This is a genomic window from Skermanella sp. TT6 (assembly GCF_016653635.2).
GTDB lineage: Bacteria > Pseudomonadota > Alphaproteobacteria > Azospirillales > Azospirillaceae > Skermanella > Skermanella cutis.
Window position 1 is genome coordinate 2,396,412 of sequence record NZ_CP067420.1, and the last position, 15,975, is coordinate 2,412,386.

Consider the following 15,975-nt stretch of genomic DNA (forward strand, 5'->3'; position numbering starts at 1 on the left):
CGCTCATGCGCTCAGAAAGGATGTCGGATTCTTTAGGGGGTCAGCCAACATTGCCCACAGGGGTACAGGCCCTGGCTGAACCGGATTGCGTCGTGCTCGCACTCGACCTCGTCTCTTCCTTCACGATCGACGAACGTCGGCATCGTTCCGGTGCCGGAGCCGAGTCACGCCAACCAGTGGTCGACCGGCTTCAGCGGTGGCGGCAGTTCGGTTTCGCCCAACGCGGTCAGCAGGTCGATCTCGACCCGCCGGCACATCGCCTCGAGGGGGAGATCGTTCGCCAGGAAGCCGAACGGCTCCTCGATCTCGTCCCCGATCGCATCGAGCCCGAAGAAGGTGTAGGAGACCAGCCCGACGACGAAGGGAGTCATGAAGCCGGTCGTATCCTGAAGCCCGAAGGGCAGGGCGAAGCAGTACAGGTAAGCGGTCCGATGGAGCAGCAGGGTATAGGAGAACGGTAGAGGCGTGTGCCGGATGCGTTCGCAGCCCGCCTGGACGCCCGCCAGGACGGTCAGGTTCTGCTCCAGCTGCGCCACCAGCATGGGGTCCAGGCGGCCTGCCGCGCCGAGTGCTGCGGCGTCCCGGCTGAGGAGGTGCAGGAGGTGGTCCGGGCCGTTGGCCGACGACGCCATGGACCGGGCGTCCGCCTCGGGCAGGTAGCGCCTGCTCTGGTCGTCGCGGGTTCCGCGCAGATGGTGCTTCAGGGCATATGCGAATGCGATCAGCCGCCGGACCATGATCCGGGTCTTCTCGCCTTCCTGCCCTGTTGGCCGCGCATGGTTGACGACCAGCCGCGTCGCGGCGCGGGCGCTGATCAGCAGTTCGCCCCAGAGCTTGCGCCCTTCCCACCAGCGGTCATAGCTGGCGGTGTTGCGGAACCCGAGGAAGATGGCGAGCGCCAGTCCGATGAGGCTGAACGGGATCGGGGTCAGCGTCACCTTGAGACTGAACAAGGTGCCGTGTGCCAGCGTCACCAGGATGGCCACGGCCACGGTGGAGAGTACCTGCCACTTTATGCGCGGGACAATCGACCCTTTCATGACGAAGAACAATCGAAGGGCCGACGGACGGTTGCGGACGATCATGACGGCCTCGTTGTTGCGGTCCTGATGAACAGTCCGCCATGGCCGTCGTTGCCGGGCGGGCCGACCGTTCAGGGAGCGCCGTCCTCCGGATCGGTGCAGGAGTGCTGGTGGCCGGAGACGGTGATGCGGAAGGTGGCGCCGCGGGCTACCGGCGGGATCTCCATCGTGCCGCCGATCTGGCGGGTCAGGGCCGTGACGATGCGCATGCCGAGGGTCCGGGACTTGGCGGCATCGAAACCGGGGGGAAGCCCCGGCCCCTGGTCGCTCACCGTCAGGGCGTAACCATCCGGCCAGCATTCCAGGGTGATCTTGATGACGGCGGCATCGGCACCGCGATGCTTGATCGCGTTGGTGATCAGCTCGTTGGTGATCAGGCCGAGCGGGGCGGCGTGATCGATGCTGACCTCCAGCGGCTCGGTCGCCAAGTCGATGTCGCAGACGCGCTCGCCCGACGCCTTGATCAGGTCGTCGCGCATCTCGTTGAGGAAGGCCGCGAAGTCCAGGGTGCGGAACCTGTCGGTCTGATAGAGACGGTGGTGAACCCGTGCGACCGCGGAAATCCGGTCGGAGGCTTCCCTGAGCAGCGAGCGCGCGGACTGGTCGACGAGGCTCGCCATCTGGAGGTTCAGCAGCCCGGATACCAGCTGCAGGCTGTTCTTGACCCGGTGGTTGATCTCCCGCAGGAGCACCGTCTTGTCGGCCACGGCCTGTTCCAGCGCGTCCCGGACGCGTCGCCGCTCCGTGACGTCCCGCAGGATCCCGGTCACGAAGTTGCGGTTCTCGCTCTGCCAGCGGGCAAGCGAGAGCTCCAGGTTCAGCACCGTTCCGTCATGGCGCTCCACCGTCAGCTCGACCGGCTGCGCGGACGACTCCCGCAGCGCCAGGGCCGCCAGGTCGCGCGGCCACGGGACATCCCCGCCGGGGGAGAGCAGATGGGTGATGTCCTTCCCGAGCGCGTCCTGGGAGGCCAGCCCGAAGGTGCGCTCCGCGGCCGAGTTCATCCATTGCACCGTGCCTCCGGCATCGGTCGTGACGATGGCGTCCTGCGCCGTGTCCACGACCGCCCTGTACTTGGCGTCGCGCCTTTCGCGCAGCAGGCGTTCGCGCTCGACGGTCACCGTCACGTCCTTGACCTGGATGAGGCAGTGCCGGCCGGACTGCGAGGACAGGGGGCGTATGATCAGGTCGTGAAGCAGCGGCCGCCCGTCCGGCAGGTGCAGGGGAAGCAGCTTGGCGTGCAGCGAGTGGGTGAGGATGCTGGATGCTCCGGCGTCGAGCGCGTCGTTGATCGCGTCGCCGAACCGGGTGTCGAGCAGCGCCGGGAACGCGTCCCAGATGGATCGACCGATCAGGGTCGCCTGAGCCACGTCCGTGGCGCGTTCCATCCAAACGTTCCAGGTCAGGACCCGATGGTCGCCGCCCAGGATGATGATTCCAGAATCGAGCGCATCCAGGACCAGGTCCTTGTGCTGGATGGAATCGGACGAGGGACTCATTCTTTGTCTTCGAAGCCGTCGATATAGTCGCCGATCAGCGACTTGATCGCGCTGAGCGACGGGAAATCCATGAAGAGGGCGATATAGCCGTTGATGTTGCGGGCGCGCACCGCGAAATCGATCGTCAGGAACAGGACCATCTCGCCCGGGTCGTTGACGTTGCCTCCCAGGAGCACGACCTGGCTGCTGCCGCGCATCACGCGGGGAAGCGACATGTCGAGCGCCTGCTTGAGCATGTTGGCCATGACGACGAGGCATCCGTTCAGCACCACGTTGCCGACCTCGGCGAGCGCCTCCTGCTCCAGGTCCACGATCTCCTCGAGCGACAAGCCGTCGTCCAGGATGGTGCGGACAAGCTCCAGGCTCTTCGCCTCGGGAAAGATGAGCAGGGCCTGGCCGGAGAAGGACCCCCGGAAGTTCTGCCCCACGGCGACCAGGCTGCTGTTCTCCCGGTGGGACAGCCAGCCGACGGCCTGGTCGCGGCTCATGATCTCGGTCCGGGGGACGGACAGGTGGACCTGGTCCCTGACCATCCGGCTGAGGTTCTTGGCGGCCCTGCTGACGCCGATATTGATGATCTCCGTCAGCGCGTCGCGCTCCAGGTCGGTCAGCAGGATCCGGTCGCCGTCGAATTCCGGCGTCATTTGCCGGCACGCCTTAGCTTCAGGGCGGCCCCGGACAGGAAAGCCGTCAGGGTGTCCTCGGTCAGCGGCTTCTCGACGAAGGCGGTGTCGAGTTCCCGCGCGCGGGCCAGGATCGCGTCCTGCGCATTGGCCGAGATGATCGCCATGGGCATGTCGGGGTCGGCGGCGCGCAATTCCTCGGCCAGGGACAGGCCGTCGCGGTCCGGCATGTTGAAGTCGATCAGGGCGATGTCGGCGCGCTTCTCCGCCAGGAAGCCGAGGGCTTCCTGCGCGTTGGCGGCCTCCGCGATCTGCCAGTCGGACCGGGTCTTCTCGAGGATGCGCTTGACGACCATGCGAGCCAGCTTGCTGTCATCCACAACCAAAACGGTTCGCGCCATACTATGAATTCTCCAATATGCTTACGTCCACCCGCCTCTCCGGCGATCCGCTCCTTCGGAAAGGAGGGGGTGGTCCAATGCGACCACTGTACTTGGCGTAACCGGGGCGCCGCATCGCTGGCAAATAATGCAACCGAGTCCACCGGGATTCCAGATGAATATGGCAGTGCAGCGGGATAGTTGCCACATTCGTCCCAAGACGAACGGATATTCTTGGTCAGCGGCAATTTAATGTCGGGACTACCCACTTCAGGACGAACTCCGACTGGGGGGAATTGATCACCCTCGGCCGAACGGCAAGAAGCACCTGGATTAAGGAAGTATGAAGATAGGTGCAGCCGGCCCAGTCGACCGGGGCGCCCGGGTCCGCCAGCAGGAACTCGAGCAGCGGTTCGGCCTCGTCGACCTGGCATTCCCCTTCCAGGATGATGGTCCCGTCGGCGAACCGGACGCTCATGGCAGGATTTCCTTCAGGTTCAGGATGAGCAGCACCCGGCCGTCGCCTTGCAGGGTCGTCCCGAGATAGGTTGGAATGTCGGCCAGCACGCCGTCCATCGGGCGGAGAATCACTTCCAGCCGATCGCCGATCCCGTCGATCGCGAGGCCGAAGACTCCGTCCTCGGTCCTGACGACCAGCACCATCCTTGCCTCCGGGGATGCCGGCAGGTCGTCGCCCAGGTCCAGCAGGCCGGCGAGGGAATGCAGCGGGACAACCTGGTCGCGCCATGCGAAGGCCGACTGCGCCTTGATCCGCTGGACCCGGTCCTCGGGCAGCCTGAGCATCTCCGCGACATCGTCGAGCGGAACGCCGAAACGCCTTCCTGCCGCCTCGACCGTGACGATCCGCAGCAGCGCCAGGGTCAACGGCAGTTCCAGCCGGATGGTCGTGCCGCGGTGGCGGGCGGTTTCCACCGCCACGCCGCCACCCAGCCGCTCGACCGCCATGCGCACCGCGAACATGCCCATGCCGCGGCCCGACAGATCGGAGGCTTCCTCCGCCGTCGAGAGACCCGGCGTGAAGATCAGGCGGGAGGCCTCGGCATCCTCCAGGGCGGCAAGCTGCGCCTCGTCGATCACGTCGGCCTGGACTGCCTTGCGGCCGACCCCGGCGATATCGATGCCGCGGCCGTCGTCGCCGACCTCGACCACGATCCGGTCGTTGGAGTGGAAGGCGCGCAGCGTCAGGGTGGCGCGATCCGGCTTGGAGCGGCGGCGGCGTTCCTCCGGCGGCTCGATCCCGTGGTCCAGGCTGTTGCGGACGAGGTGCAGCAGCGGCTCGTAAAGCGTCTCGACCACGGTCTTGTCGGCGCTGGTCTCCTCCCCCTCGATCACCAGGTCGACCGGCTTTCCGAGACGAAGGGACAGGTCGCGGACGAACCGGGGGAAGCGGTCGAAGACCTGGCCGACCGGCACCATCCTGATCCGAACCATGGCATCGTGCATGTCGCGCACCAGCCGGTCCATCGTGCCGTGCAGGTCCCGGAGCGACCGGACGATGTCTCCAGATCCGTCCGGCTGCGCGGCCCGTCCGGCCAGCCAGCCCAGCGAATTCTTCGCCACGATCATCTCCCCGACCAGGGCGAAGAGACGGTCGATGCGCGCTTCGTCCACCCGCAGCGGGCGCGACGAGGGAGGCTGCGCCGGGGAGGACGGAACATCCCGTTCCCGGGCGGCGGGGTGCCGGGCGCGGGTGGCATGGACCAGGGACTTGGCCAGAGGGGCGGGGTCCCGCCGTTCCATCGACCGGGCGAGCGCCGCCGCGACGGCGTCCGCCAGATCCGCCCGGCCCCCATGCCGCAGCGCGTTGGCGGCGGCGGTCGCCGCCGATCCCCAGCGTCCGGCCATCTCGCCCTCGGGCGTCGCGGCCGCGAGCAGGCGCCGCTGCTCGTCCAGCACGGCCTGGACGATGTCGGCGGGCGGGTGAGGGAGAGCGGGTCCGGGGCCGAGGATTTCGGGATCGACCGCGGAAATACGGACCTGGTCGGCGACCAGGCGGAACGCATGGCGTATCGCCGCCTCCTCGCCGACCGCCAGCAGGTCGATCCGCAGATTGCAGAGGAAGGGGTCGAGGTTCTCCGGCGCCGGCCAGTCCTCGCGCGGAGAGATCCGCACGGCGGCCAGGCCGGGCAGGCGGCTGACCAGCTTCAGCGGATCCTCGCCGTTGAAGAAGCAGCCTGGGTCGGGATCGTAGACGATCCTGAACGCGCCGGTTCCGGCGTCTCCCTGCCGCAACAGGTCTAGGGCGGTGGACCGCTCGACCGCCGTGTAGGCCGGCAGGTCGTCCGGGAGCGGGGCCGTCGGTGCCTCCGCCGTATCCGCGTTCCCCAAGACGAGTCGGCGAAATCGGTCGATCAGGTCCGACGCCGCCGCGTCGGCGTCCGCCGGCAGCCTGCCCTGCGCTTCCAGCGCGTCCAGCCACGAGGCTGTCCGGTCCAGGCTCTCCAGCAGCAGGTCGATGAGCGACGCGTCGATCGCGGCACGCCCGGCGCGGACGGCGGACAGGGCATCCTCCGCCGCGTGGAGCATCCGGGTCATCGGCGGCACGTCGAAGACGCCGGACGAACCTTTCAACGTATGGAAGGCGCGGAACACCAGGGCGACCCCGTCGCCGGTGGGCATCCGCTCGAGCGCGATCAGCCCGCGTGTCGACTCCTGGATCAGATCCCGGCCTTCGGACAGGAACTGTTCGAGCAGTGCGTTCATGCCGTCACCCCGGTCAGCACGGCGACATGGAGGACGAGGTCGGCTGCCGCGACCGGCTTGACCAGATAGTAGTTCGCCCCCGCCGCCCGCGCGTCGTCGGCGTCCTGCTCGCCCGCCTCGCTGGAGATCACCAGGGCGGGAACTGCCGCGGCGGCGGCGGTCTCGCCGCGCAGGTTCCGCAGGAACGACATGCCGTCCATCTTCGGCATGTTGATGTCGACGACCAGCAGGTCGAACGGCTCGGACAGCACCTTCTCCAGCGCCTCGATCCCGTTGAGGGCTTCGGCCACCTCGAAGCCGGCGGCCTCCAGCGTCTCGCGGTAATAGAGGCGGATCAGCGCGCCGTCGTCGACGACGAGGACGCGCGGCCGCGCGGGCCGATCAGTCATGGCCGCCCTCCCCGGGCTTCTGGTACACGATCGCCTCCGGAAACCGGCAGACATGGAACAGGGGCGATATCCGGCTCATGGATTCGGTATGGCCCAGGCAGATATATCCACCCGGCGCCAGGCTGTCGTAAAGATTGCTGGCGGCGGTGCGCCGGGCCATGTCGTCGAAATAGATCAGCACGTTGCGGCAGAAGATCACGTCCATGTCGCGCCACAGCCCCGTGTCGCCCTGGTCGATGATGTTGACCTGGCTGAACCGGACCGATCCCCGCAGCGCCTCGTCGATGCGATAGCGCCCACCGTCCAGGGCCGTGAAATACTTGGCGACCAGCGGACGGGACAGGCGCATCAGCGACCGCTCGGAATAGACGCCCTCCTGAGCGGCGTCCAGGGCCCGGACGTCGATGTCGGAGCCGACGATCTCGATATCCCAGGAATCCACGTGGGGCCAGTTCTCCAGCAGCCAGATGGCGATCGAATAGGGTTCCTCCCCGGTCGAGCACGGGACCGACCACAGGCGGATCGGCTGGCCGCGGCGCTTTCGCGCCGTGATCCGGTCGAGCAGCGTGGAGGTCAGGCAACGGAGCTGGTAGTCCTCCCGGTAGAAATAGGTCTCGTTGACCGTGAAGGCGGAGATCAGGCGCTCCATCTCGTCCGGTTCGACCAGCAGGCGCGCGAAATGCTCGGAGAAGCCGCGCGAGCCGGCGGCGAGGATCCGGTCGGCCAGGCGGCGTTCCACATAGGCCCGCTGGGCATCGCCGAAGACGATGCCGGTGCGGCGATAGAGGAAGTCGCGGAACCGCCGGAACTCATGATCGGCGATCCGGATGTCGGGGCTGCCCGGCTGGTCAGGCTTGTCTGCGGGCATGGTCGTCAGTTCTGCGCGCCCGTGATGCGCTTGACCGCGACATCCGCGGCGAAGGAGACGATCGGGGCTCCTGGGAATCGCCGGGGCACTCCGCGCAGGACCGGCACGGCATCCGGCGTGCCGATTTCGGCCAGGATCTCCACGGCGGCCGTGCAGACGTTCACGTCGTCCTCCCGCTCCAGCAGACCGCACAGCAGCGCCGTGGCCTCGGCGGCCGGAAGGCCGCGGGCGATCTCCGCGGACAGCAGGCGCACGTCCGCATCGCGGTCGGCGAGCAGGCCGGGCAGCAGCGCACGCGCCGGGCCGGGCATGGCCTGCAGCGCCTCGATCGCGCCGTTGCGCAGGCCGGCATCCCGCGACCGAAGCAGCGAGGCCAGCGGTTCCGCGGCGTCCGGAAGGGCGGCGAGGGCCGTGAAGATCGCCTCGCGGACGGCGGGATCCCCTTCGCGCAGCAACACCTCCATCAGCGTCGGCACGGCCTCCGGACCATTGCCGAGACTGCGGACGGCGCGCCTGCGGACCAGGGGATCTCCATTCAGCAGGTCGTGCCGGGCCGCATCGGGCGATGTCGGCGTTTCCCCGGCGGGGCCGGGCGGGGCGCGGCGGATCAGCGGCATGGCGCCTCGCTCCTGCGCGAACCGGCCCGGGCGACCGCCCCGGCGACGGCCCGCGCGATGTCCGGCAGCGGGGCGACGGTATCGGCGCCTCCGAGCCTGACCAGGGCGCCCGGCATTCCCCAGACCACCGCGGTGTCCTCGTCCTGGGCGATGGCGTGGCCGCCCTCCGCGCTCAGCCGTGCCATGGCGGCTGCTCCGTCGTCGCCCATGCCGGTGACCAGCACGCCGACCAGCAGGCCGGCCGGCACATGGTTGAGCGCGCTGGTCACCATCCGGTCGACCGACGGGTGCCAGCGGTGGGCCGGCGAGGAGGGGACCGGCGTGGCGATCAGCCCGGCGGGCCGCCGGGCGACGATCAGGTCGGCGTCGCCCCGCGCGACATGGACGCGGCCGGGCAGCAGGGGCATGGATTGCCGGACCTCTTCGACGGGCAGCGGGCAGATCCGGTCCAGCCGCTGGGCGAAAGCCCCGGTGAAGCTGGCCGGCATGTGCTGGGCCACCAGGACGGGCCAGGGCAGGTCCTCGGGAAAGCCGGTCAGGATCGTCTCGAGCGCCTGCGGCCCGCCGGTCGAAGCGCCGATCAGGACGAGGCCCGGGGCCGGCTCCGGTTGCCCGGCCCGCCGCCTTTGCATCGTCGGGGGCATCGCCGGGGCGGACGCCGGCGGCTGGTCCGGCGCGGCCGTCCGGCTCATCCGGTGACGGATCCGGTCGGCGAGCCGCAGCGTCGGCCGCAGGCGGGCGCCCGCCGCGGCGCGAACCGTCTCGACCAGCATCGGGCGGATCCGGTCGATGCTCAGCGAAACCGTGCCTTCCGGCTTGGCGATCACGTCGACCGCGCCGAGCGCCAGCGCCTCCAGCGTGGTCTCCGCCCCCTCGGGCGTCTGGGACGACACGACCACCACCGGAAGCGGCGTCTCGACCATCAGGCGGCTCAGGCAGGTCAGCCCGTCCATCACCGGCATGTTGATGTCGAGGGTCGCGACCTGGGGGGCGAAACTCCGGGCGAGATCCAGCGCCTCGGCGCCGTTGCGGGCCGTCCGGATCTCGAAATCCCCTTCCTGTTCGAAGATGCCGGCCAGCAGCTTCCGCATCAGGGCCGAATCGTCGATGATCAGCAGACGGATCATGGCGGCGCGTCAGACGGGCGCCTGGGCGGCTGTCGCGCCGTCGAGACCGGAGAGCTGGTCCGCCTCGTGCCGGGCCAGCAGGTGCCCGGGCTCGAGCAGCAGGATCATCCTCCCGCCCAGGTTGGCCACGCGGGAGATCAGGGCCACCTGCTCGGCCGAAAGGTCGGGCGCCGGCTCGATCGCATCGGCCGGTATCCTGAGGACGCCGGTCACCGCATCCACCAGGATCCCGGCACGGGCCGTCCCCATGAGGGTGACGACGATGCGCCGGCTGCGCTCCGGGGCCGTTCCGGACAAGGCGAAACGCCGCCGCTGGTCGATCACGGGCAGCACGCTGCCCCTGTGGTTGATGACCCCCTCGATGAAGTCCGGCGCCTTCGGGACCGGGGTCAGCTGGTCCGGCACCGCCGCGACCTGCTCGACGCAGGACGAGGGAAGACCGTATTCGACGGTTCCCAGCCGGAAGATCACGAAGGACTCCGTGACGGCGGCGCGATCGGCCATGCCTTCCTCCGGGATGTCGGCGTCAGGTTGATCGGAATGGGCCGCGAGGCCGCTCCGCGCTCCCGCCGACCGGAACAGGCGGTCGGGATCGAGGATGGAAACGAGCCTGCGGCCCTGGTCGAGCCGGCAGATCCCCTCGATCTCCCCGGCATCCTGGCGGAACAGCGGAGGCACCGGGTCGATCTGGCCGGGGGGCACGCGCAGGATCTCGCGGGCCCTGTCCACCAGCAGCCCGGCGCGCATCCCGCCGAACGACAGGACGATCACCCGGGCCGCGTCGGCTTCTCCGCCCCGCGGACGCGGCCGGCCCAGCCCCAGGAGCGTTCCCAGGTCGAACAGGGGGATCAGCCGCCCGCGCACCGTGACGACGCCCAGCAGGTTGCCGTCGGCATGGGGCATGCGCACGGTCCTGGCCTGGGTGCGGACCACCTCGTCCACCGCGGAAACCGGCACCGCGTACTCCTCGCCGTCGGCTTCGAAGCTGACCAGCATGCGGGTGGCCGCCGGCGTTCCCGAGGCCGGTTCCGGCGCGGGCCGCGCCCCCGCCGAGGCGCCGGCCGGCGCGGACCTGCCGGCAAGCGGCGCAGCGGGACGCGTGGCCGAGACCCGCCGCAGGACCCGTTCGAGCGCCAGCACCGAGACGGCCGATTCGTCCCCGTCCCCCGGGACCGTGCCGGAGAACAGGTCGCCCTCGTCGGCCGGGTCGGTCCGTTCGACCTGCCCGCGGGACAGGTCGACGATGCCGGCGACCTGATCGACCTGGAGCCCGACGGGCGTGCCGGAGTCCAGGACCACCACCCGACCTCCGTCGTCCGGAGGTGTGGCGGGCTGTCCCAGCAGGCGCTGCATGTTGAGCAGGACGGTGACGGTGCCGCGCAGGTTGATCAACCCCTCGACGGTCGGGGGGCTCAAGGGGACGTCCAGCACGTCCGGGCGGCGGACGATCTCCCGGACCACCCGGAGCGGCAGGGCGGCGCGCAGGCCGCCGACGCGGAACACCAGGTGCGGCCGGCGGTCCGGGGGCTCCGGAATCGACGGGGCGGGCGCGAGCGCCTGTGCGGAGGGGGGCGGGGACATGGGGTCCTTCCGGCTCGACGTCAGCCGGCCGAGTTCTGGAGTTCGTCGGCGAGGGACGCCATTTCCTCGATGGCCGCGGCCAGGTCCTCGGCTCCGCGCGCCTGCTGCCGCGATGCGGTCGCCGCCTGGGCGGTGGCCCGGCTGGCCTGCTCCGCCGCGGCGGCGACGTCCTGCGTGCCGGCGGCGGCCTGTTGCGCCGCCTGCAGGATGACGTCGGAATCCCGGAATATCGCCTCGTTGCTCTTCCGGACCGTCGCCATGTCGGTCTCCACGGCGGCGAAGGTGGCGATGATGTCGCGGTTCTTCTGCACCTCCACCTCGTTGGCGGCCAGCGTCAGTTCCAGTTCGCGCCTGACCGCCTGGACCTGGTCCTGGATCGCGCGGACCGTATCCTTGATCCGGTCGCCGTTCTCGGCCGAGTCCCGCGCCAGGCTCCGGATGTCCGAGGAGACGAGGGCGAACCCGCGTCCCGCGTCGCCGCTGCGCGCGGCTTCCACCGAGCCGCTGATCGCAAGCATGTTGGTCTGGATCGAGACGGAGTTGATGCCGTCCACGATCTTCTCGATCCGCCGCACCATCTGTTCGAGCGATCCGATGCGGTTCAGGCTGTGGCGGGTATGGGTGACGGCCTGTCCGACACCGTCGATCAGGGAGGTGATGTTCCGCCGCCCCTCGGCCAGGAGCGCCGACATGGCCGCGGACCGCTCGACCGCGCCGCCGGTGCTGGCGCGGGTGCGCCGCGTCGCGGCCTCGATCTGGCGGAGCGCCGTGCTGGACTGATGGGTCGCGGCGGCCTGCTGCCCCGAGCCCCGGCTGATCTGGTCGACCGCGGCCATGATCTGGACGGCGGCTCCCGACAGTTCCTGGACGGTCGCGGACAGTTCCTCGGACGCGGAGGCGACCTGTTCCGCGCTGCGGATCAGGTCGCTGGTCTGGCGCAGCTCGTCGGACAGCAGGGACAGCTCCTGCGCGGCCAGCTGGGCCTGCTCCAGGGCGAGGCTCTGCTCGGCCAGGCTGCGCAGGGATTCCTCGGTGGCCGCCGCCTGCTCCTCGGCCGCCGCCGCGATCTGCTCGGCGCCGCGCTGGACCTCCACCGATGCCCGCTCCGCCTCCTGGGATGCCGCCGCCATGTCGAGGCTGAGCGCGGCCAGCTCGCCCATGTCCGTCCGGACCTGCTCGATCGCGGCGACGACCTTGGTGCCGTTCTCGACCTCGCGCATCGACGTTTCGGCCGTCGCGGAGATCGCCTCGGCCAGCGACGCGATCTCCGTCTGGATCTCCCCGACCAGGTCGGCGATGTCCCTGGCGCTCTTCTCCGCGACTTCCGCGAGGGCCCGGACCTCGTCCGCGACGACGGCGAAGCCATTGCCCGCCTGGCCGGCGCGGGCCGCCTCGATCGCCGCGTTGAGCGCCAGCAGGTCGGTCTGGTCGGCGATGTAGCCGACGGTACGGACGATCGACCCGATGCTGGAGGCCAGCTCCTTCAGCTCCTCGATCAGCGTGACGGTGGCCGCCTGGCGCCGGGCCGCCGCCGCGATGCCGCCGACCGAGACGGTGATCTGGGTGCCGGTTTCTCCCAGCAGGACCTGCAGGGCTTCCGTCCTCTGGCGCGACGCGGTCGCCATGGTGCGGGCGCTCGCGAGGAGCGCCGCGATGCTGCCGATCGCGGAGAGCGACTCCTGGGCGGCGCTGGAGGCCTGCTGCGCGCCGCCCGCGATCTGCTCCATGCTGCGGCGGAGCTCTTCCGCCGCGGAGGCGGCCTCGGACGTGGAGGAGGCGATCTCCATGCTGGCGGCGGCGATCCGTTCCGCGATCTTCTGCTGGCGCGCAAAGGTCCGGGCACGCGCCCGTTGCGGCGTGGCGTGGGGGAGCGGCTTGGCCGCTCCGGCGCGGGCGGTCGCGTTCTCCGCCTGCTCGGCGGGGCGCCGGTTGTCGTATGTCGATTTCTTGATCAGCGCCATCGGAGAGCCCCTCGCTTCGGCAAGTCTGGCCTGGATACCCGTACCCTTGGTGCGCACCGTGCCAGCAATCCGACGCCAAGATAAAGTATCGCCCCTGCGCCGCAAGCGCTCTTTGTGGCGGTATTCCCATTGTTATTCAAGGTCGTATACGCCGGCCGGCGGCCGGCCCGGCTCAGCGGTGCATGCGCGAGATGGCGTCGGCGAGGCGGATCGGCTCCGGCAGGCGCCATTTCGGCGCGAAGCGGAGCACCAGGTCCACGGCGGTGGGCAGGCTTACCCGGTGACCGACGGACACGAAGAGCGGATTGGTGCCGTCACGGGTGCGCAGCGCCACCCCGACCAGCTCCCGTCGGTGGAACATGGGCGAGGAGGAGCCGCGCCGGCGGCCCGGCTCCTCGTAGCGGCCGACCAGCCGCGACTTGGCGACGCCGATCGCCGGCAGCCCCGTCACCACGCCCAGGTGGCAGGCGAGCCCGAAACGCCGTGGATGAGCCATGCCCTGCCCGTCGACGATCAGGAGGTCCGGTGGTTCGGGCAGCAGGCCGACCGCCGCCGCCATGGCCGGAACCTCCCGGAACGACAGGTATCCCGGCACGTAGGGGAAGACCGTCGGCCGGGCCAGCAGGACGGACCTGGTCAGTTCCAGCGTCCCGGGGTCGAGTTCGGCCACCGCCGCCCAGGTCATGCCGTCGGAGTCGCTGTAATGCGCGTCGACGGCCGCGATGCGGCGGAGCGGGGGGAAATCGTCATGGGTGATGACGCGGCCGCGCAGGTCTTCCTGCACGACGCGGGCCTCGGCCTCGGTGGTCGGCCAGGGTTCGATCATGGTGTCTTCCATCGCCGATGCAACAGGCGAAGGCCGGCGGCCGTCCCGGCGTGGCGGCGAGACGCGCCGATTTCCCCGCCGCCCTGTTGCAGGAAGCGGGTCAGGCATCGCTGGCCGGCTTCGACGGGGGACGAATGACGGACGACAAGAACGGCGCCGCGCTGGCCGCCGCGGCGGCCTTGCTGGGCGTGGCCGAGGGAGCCGACGCCGGGGCCGTCCGCGCCCTCGTGGCGAAGGCCGGCGACGGCACCGCCGAGACGTTCGATCGGTATCTCGCCCATCTTCGGGAAGACCGCGAGAAAGGGGAGATGGCCGCCCTGCAGGCCCTGCACCCGGTCAAGGGCGACGCCCAGGCCGCGACGGAGCTGGTGGAAACGCTGCTCGGAGGCGGCAAGCCGGAGGAGAAGCTGGCACCGGCGCAGATCGCCGCCGCGCGCCGGATCTGTGAAACGCTGAACCTGAGTCCGACCCGGTTCGGGCTGTAAGGCTGGTCGCCGCAGCGAGGACGGTAACGAATGGAACAACGGGGGCGCATGGCCGATTAACCTGTAAGCAACGAAAAAGAACCCGCCGATCGGGAGCGGGGTAGGGAGTGCAGGATGTCCGCCATGCCCGCTACCCATGCGTTGATGGAGCTTCTGGGCGAGGTGGCGCTCCTGCTCTGGGGCGTCCACATGGTGCGGAGCGGCGTGTTGCGTGCCTTCGGCGGCGACCTCCGCCGCCTGCTCGGCCGGGCGCTGCGGAACCGTCTCGCCGCCTGCCTCGCCGGGATCGGCGTCACGCTGGCGCTCCAGAGCAGCACCGCCACGGCCTTCATGACGACCTCCTTCCTGGGCGCGGGACTGATCGGGCTGGTCCCCGCGCTGGCCGTGATGCTGGGCGCCAACGTTGGCACCGCGCTGGTCGCCTGGGCCCTCTCGTTCGACATCACCATCGTCTATCCCGTGCTGATCTTCGCCGGGCTCGTCGTCTTCAGGACGGGAACCCGGACGCGCAGCCGGAACCTGGGCCGGATCGTCATCGGCCTGGGATTCGTCCTGCTGTCCCTGCATCTGCTGGTCGAGACCATCGTGCCGACCGGCGTCTCGCCCGAGGCGAAGGACCTGATCGCCGCCCTGACCCGGGAGCCGCTTCCCGTGCTGGCCGCCGCGGCGCTGATCGCCTGGGCGATGCACTCCAGCGTCGCCGCCATCCTGGTGATCGCCTCGCTGGCCGGGACCGGGCTCGTCACTCCTTTCGCCGCCCTGGTCATGGTGCTCGGCGCGAACCTCGGCAGCGCGCTGAATCCCCTGCTGGCCGCGGCATCGGGCGAGCGCGGCGCGCTGCGCCTGCCGGTCGGCAACATCGCCAACCGGATCATCGGCTGCCTCCTCGTCCTGCCCCTGCTGCCCGTCCTTGCGGACCATCCGCTTCTGGCGCGCCACGATCCCGCCTGGCTCGCGGTGACTTTCCATCTCGTGTTCAACCTGGCGCTGGCGGCCCTCTTCATCCCTGCCTTGTCGCTGCAGGCCAGGCTGTTGGAACGGATCCTGCCGGACCGGCCGCTGCCCGAGGATGCCGGAAGCGCCCGATACCTGGACCCCCGTTCGCTCGACGCGCCGCGCGTGGCGCTGGCCAACGCCGCCCGGGAAGCCTTCCGCATGGCCGACACCGTCGAGGAGATGCTGAGGGGATCGCGGGAGCTGCTGCGCCGCGACGACTACCGGCTGCTCGACGAGCTGCGGCGCAAGGACGATGTCCTCGACCGGCTGCACGGGGCGCTGAAGCGTTTCCTGTCGGAACTCGGCCAGCGCGAGCTCGGCGCCGAGGAGTGCTCGCGGCTGGCCCAGGTTCAGACCGTCGCCCTCAACCTGGAGCATGCCGGCGACATCATCGACAAGGGGGTCCTGGACCTCGCAGCCAAGCGCATGCGCCGCCGCCTGTGCCTGACCGAACAGCAGGTCGAGGAAGCGGAGGCCATGCACGACCACCTGCTGGCGCAGCTCCGGCTGGCGGTGGCCGTCTTCATGGGCGAGGACCTGCAATCGGCCCTGAGGCTCGTCGAGGGGAAGGAAAGGTTCCGCGACCTGGAGCGGGCGGCCGCCGAGAACGAGTTCGCCCATCCGCCGGAAACGGGGCTTCCGGCCGAGACGAGCGGCCTGCACCTCGACGCGGTGCGCGACCTGAAACGGATCGATGCCCATTTCGCCGCGATCGCCCATCCCCTGCTGGAGCGAAACAACCTGCTGCGGCCGTCGCGCCTGATCCGGCTTCCGCGGGCCGGCAAGGCGGGACAGGCGTAGGATTCCCTGAAGACCC

General features: G+C 70.0%; 15 protein-coding genes. 2 read left to right on the forward strand and 13 right to left on the reverse strand.

Translation table 11 applies throughout. The annotated features are described in order from the left end of the window. Positions 1–164: 164 nt before the first annotated feature. The 13 genes from IGS68_RS11270 to nfi form a co-directional block, all read right to left on the reverse strand. Positions 165–1,085, reverse strand: a complete 921-nt coding sequence (locus IGS68_RS11270; protein WP_201079966.1) for a bestrophin family protein — start codon at positions 1,083–1,085, stop codon at positions 165–167. Positions 1,086–1,153: 68 nt separating this feature from the next. After that, a complete protein-coding gene (locus tag IGS68_RS11275; RefSeq protein ID WP_201079968.1) occupies positions 1,154–2,581 on the reverse strand; it encodes a sensor histidine kinase in 1,428 nt (475 codons plus the stop codon). Continuing rightward, a complete protein-coding gene (locus tag IGS68_RS11280) occupies positions 2,578–3,225 on the reverse strand; it encodes a chemotaxis protein CheC (protein WP_201079970.1) in 648 nt (215 codons plus the stop codon). Before IGS68_RS11280 ends, IGS68_RS11275 begins: the two co-directional genes overlap by 4 nt. Next, positions 3,222–3,605, reverse strand: coding sequence for a response regulator transcription factor (locus tag IGS68_RS11285; RefSeq protein WP_201079972.1), 384 nt, complete (start codon positions 3,603–3,605; stop codon positions 3,222–3,224). Before IGS68_RS11285 ends, IGS68_RS11280 begins: the two co-directional genes overlap by 4 nt. Before the next feature lie 217 nt (positions 3,606–3,822). Continuing rightward, on the reverse strand, positions 3,823–4,062 hold the full coding sequence (locus tag IGS68_RS11290; RefSeq protein WP_201079974.1) for an STAS domain-containing protein: 240 nt from the start codon (positions 4,060–4,062) through the stop codon (positions 3,823–3,825). Then, positions 4,059–6,308: a chemotaxis protein CheA gene (locus IGS68_RS11295; protein WP_201079976.1), complete on the reverse strand. Its 2,250-nt coding sequence runs from the start codon at positions 6,306–6,308 to the stop codon at positions 4,059–4,061. Before IGS68_RS11295 ends, IGS68_RS11290 begins: the two co-directional genes overlap by 4 nt. Further along, a complete protein-coding gene (locus IGS68_RS11300) occupies positions 6,305–6,697 on the reverse strand; it encodes a response regulator (protein WP_201079978.1) in 393 nt (130 codons plus the stop codon). The genes IGS68_RS11295 and IGS68_RS11300 overlap by 4 nt, the downstream gene beginning before the upstream one ends. Next, positions 6,690–7,565: a CheR family methyltransferase gene (locus IGS68_RS11305; RefSeq protein ID WP_201079980.1), complete on the reverse strand. Its 876-nt coding sequence runs from the start codon at positions 7,563–7,565 to the stop codon at positions 6,690–6,692. Before IGS68_RS11305 ends, IGS68_RS11300 begins: the two co-directional genes overlap by 8 nt. Positions 7,566–7,570: 5 nt before the next feature. Next, positions 7,571–8,182 carry a HEAT repeat domain-containing protein gene (locus IGS68_RS11310; RefSeq protein ID WP_201079982.1) on the reverse strand — a complete coding sequence of 204 codons (612 nt, stop codon included), beginning with the start codon at positions 8,180–8,182 and terminating at the stop codon, positions 7,571–7,573. After that, the gene (gene cheB / locus IGS68_RS11315) at positions 8,173–9,309 is read right to left on the reverse strand and encodes a chemotaxis-specific protein-glutamate methyltransferase CheB (RefSeq protein ID WP_201079984.1); all 1,137 of its coding nucleotides are present in this window, start codon (positions 9,307–9,309) and stop codon (positions 8,173–8,175) included. Before cheB ends, IGS68_RS11310 begins: the two co-directional genes overlap by 10 nt. A gap of 9 nt (positions 9,310–9,318) precedes the next feature. Next, the gene (locus IGS68_RS11320) at positions 9,319–10,890 is read right to left on the reverse strand and encodes a chemotaxis protein CheW (protein ID WP_201079986.1); all 1,572 of its coding nucleotides are present in this window, start codon (positions 10,888–10,890) and stop codon (positions 9,319–9,321) included. A gap of 20 nt (positions 10,891–10,910) precedes the next feature. Continuing rightward, a complete protein-coding gene (locus IGS68_RS11325; protein ID WP_201079988.1) occupies positions 10,911–12,851 on the reverse strand; it encodes a methyl-accepting chemotaxis protein in 1,941 nt (646 codons plus the stop codon). A 172-nt stretch (positions 12,852–13,023) separates the two neighbouring features. Continuing rightward, entirely contained in the window at positions 13,024–13,677 is a 654-nt protein-coding gene (gene nfi, locus IGS68_RS11330; protein WP_201079990.1) for a deoxyribonuclease V, read from the reverse strand. 17 nt (positions 13,678–13,694) lie between these two features. On the opposite strand from nfi, the gene IGS68_RS11335 reads away from it, so the two are divergent. Both IGS68_RS11335 and IGS68_RS11340 read left to right on the forward strand, forming a co-directional pair. Beyond that, positions 13,695–14,162: a hypothetical protein gene (locus tag IGS68_RS11335; protein WP_201079992.1), complete on the forward strand. Its 468-nt coding sequence runs from the start codon at positions 13,695–13,697 to the stop codon at positions 14,160–14,162. A gap of 123 nt (positions 14,163–14,285) precedes the next feature. Next, the gene (locus IGS68_RS11340; protein ID WP_201079994.1) at positions 14,286–15,959 is read left to right on the forward strand and encodes a Na/Pi cotransporter family protein; all 1,674 of its coding nucleotides are present in this window, start codon (positions 14,286–14,288) and stop codon (positions 15,957–15,959) included. Positions 15,960–15,975: the final 16 nt, after the last annotated feature.

Bases quoted from the DNA above. Each gene is read 5' to 3' on its own strand.
- IGS68_RS11325 (WP_201079988.1), bottom strand. From the start codon at position 12,851: ATGGCGCTGATCAAGAAATCGACATACGACAACCGGCGCCCCGCCGAG.
- nfi (WP_201079990.1), bottom strand. From the start codon at position 13,677: ATGATCGAACCCTGGCCGACCACCGAGGCCGAGGCCCGCGTCGTGCAG.
- IGS68_RS11320 (WP_201079986.1), bottom strand. From the start codon at position 10,890: ATGTCCCCGCCCCCCTCCGCACAGGCGCTCGCGCCCGCCCCGTCGATT.
- IGS68_RS11290 (WP_201079974.1), bottom strand. From the start codon at position 4,062: ATGAGCGTCCGGTTCGCCGACGGGACCATCATCCTGGAAGGGGAATGC.
- IGS68_RS11310 (WP_201079982.1), bottom strand. From the start codon at position 8,182: ATGCCGCTGATCCGCCGCGCCCCGCCCGGCCCCGCCGGGGAAACGCCG.
- IGS68_RS11335 (WP_201079992.1), top strand. From the start codon at position 13,695: ATGCAACAGGCGAAGGCCGGCGGCCGTCCCGGCGTGGCGGCGAGACGC.
- IGS68_RS11285 (WP_201079972.1), bottom strand. From the start codon at position 3,605: ATGGCGCGAACCGTTTTGGTTGTGGATGACAGCAAGCTGGCTCGCATG.
- cheB (WP_201079984.1), bottom strand. From the start codon at position 9,309: ATGATCCGTCTGCTGATCATCGACGATTCGGCCCTGATGCGGAAGCTG.
- IGS68_RS11295 (WP_201079976.1), bottom strand. From the start codon at position 6,308: ATGAACGCACTGCTCGAACAGTTCCTGTCCGAAGGCCGGGATCTGATC.
- IGS68_RS11275 (WP_201079968.1), bottom strand. From the start codon at position 2,581: ATGAGTCCCTCGTCCGATTCCATCCAGCACAAGGACCTGGTCCTGGAT.
- IGS68_RS11305 (WP_201079980.1), bottom strand. From the start codon at position 7,565: ATGCCCGCAGACAAGCCTGACCAGCCGGGCAGCCCCGACATCCGGATC.
- IGS68_RS11340 (WP_201079994.1), top strand. From the start codon at position 14,286: ATGCCCGCTACCCATGCGTTGATGGAGCTTCTGGGCGAGGTGGCGCTC.
- IGS68_RS11300 (WP_201079978.1), bottom strand. From the start codon at position 6,697: ATGACTGATCGGCCCGCGCGGCCGCGCGTCCTCGTCGTCGACGACGGC.
- IGS68_RS11270 (WP_201079966.1), bottom strand. From the start codon at position 1,085: ATGATCGTCCGCAACCGTCCGTCGGCCCTTCGATTGTTCTTCGTCATG.
- IGS68_RS11280 (WP_201079970.1), bottom strand. From the start codon at position 3,225: ATGACGCCGGAATTCGACGGCGACCGGATCCTGCTGACCGACCTGGAG.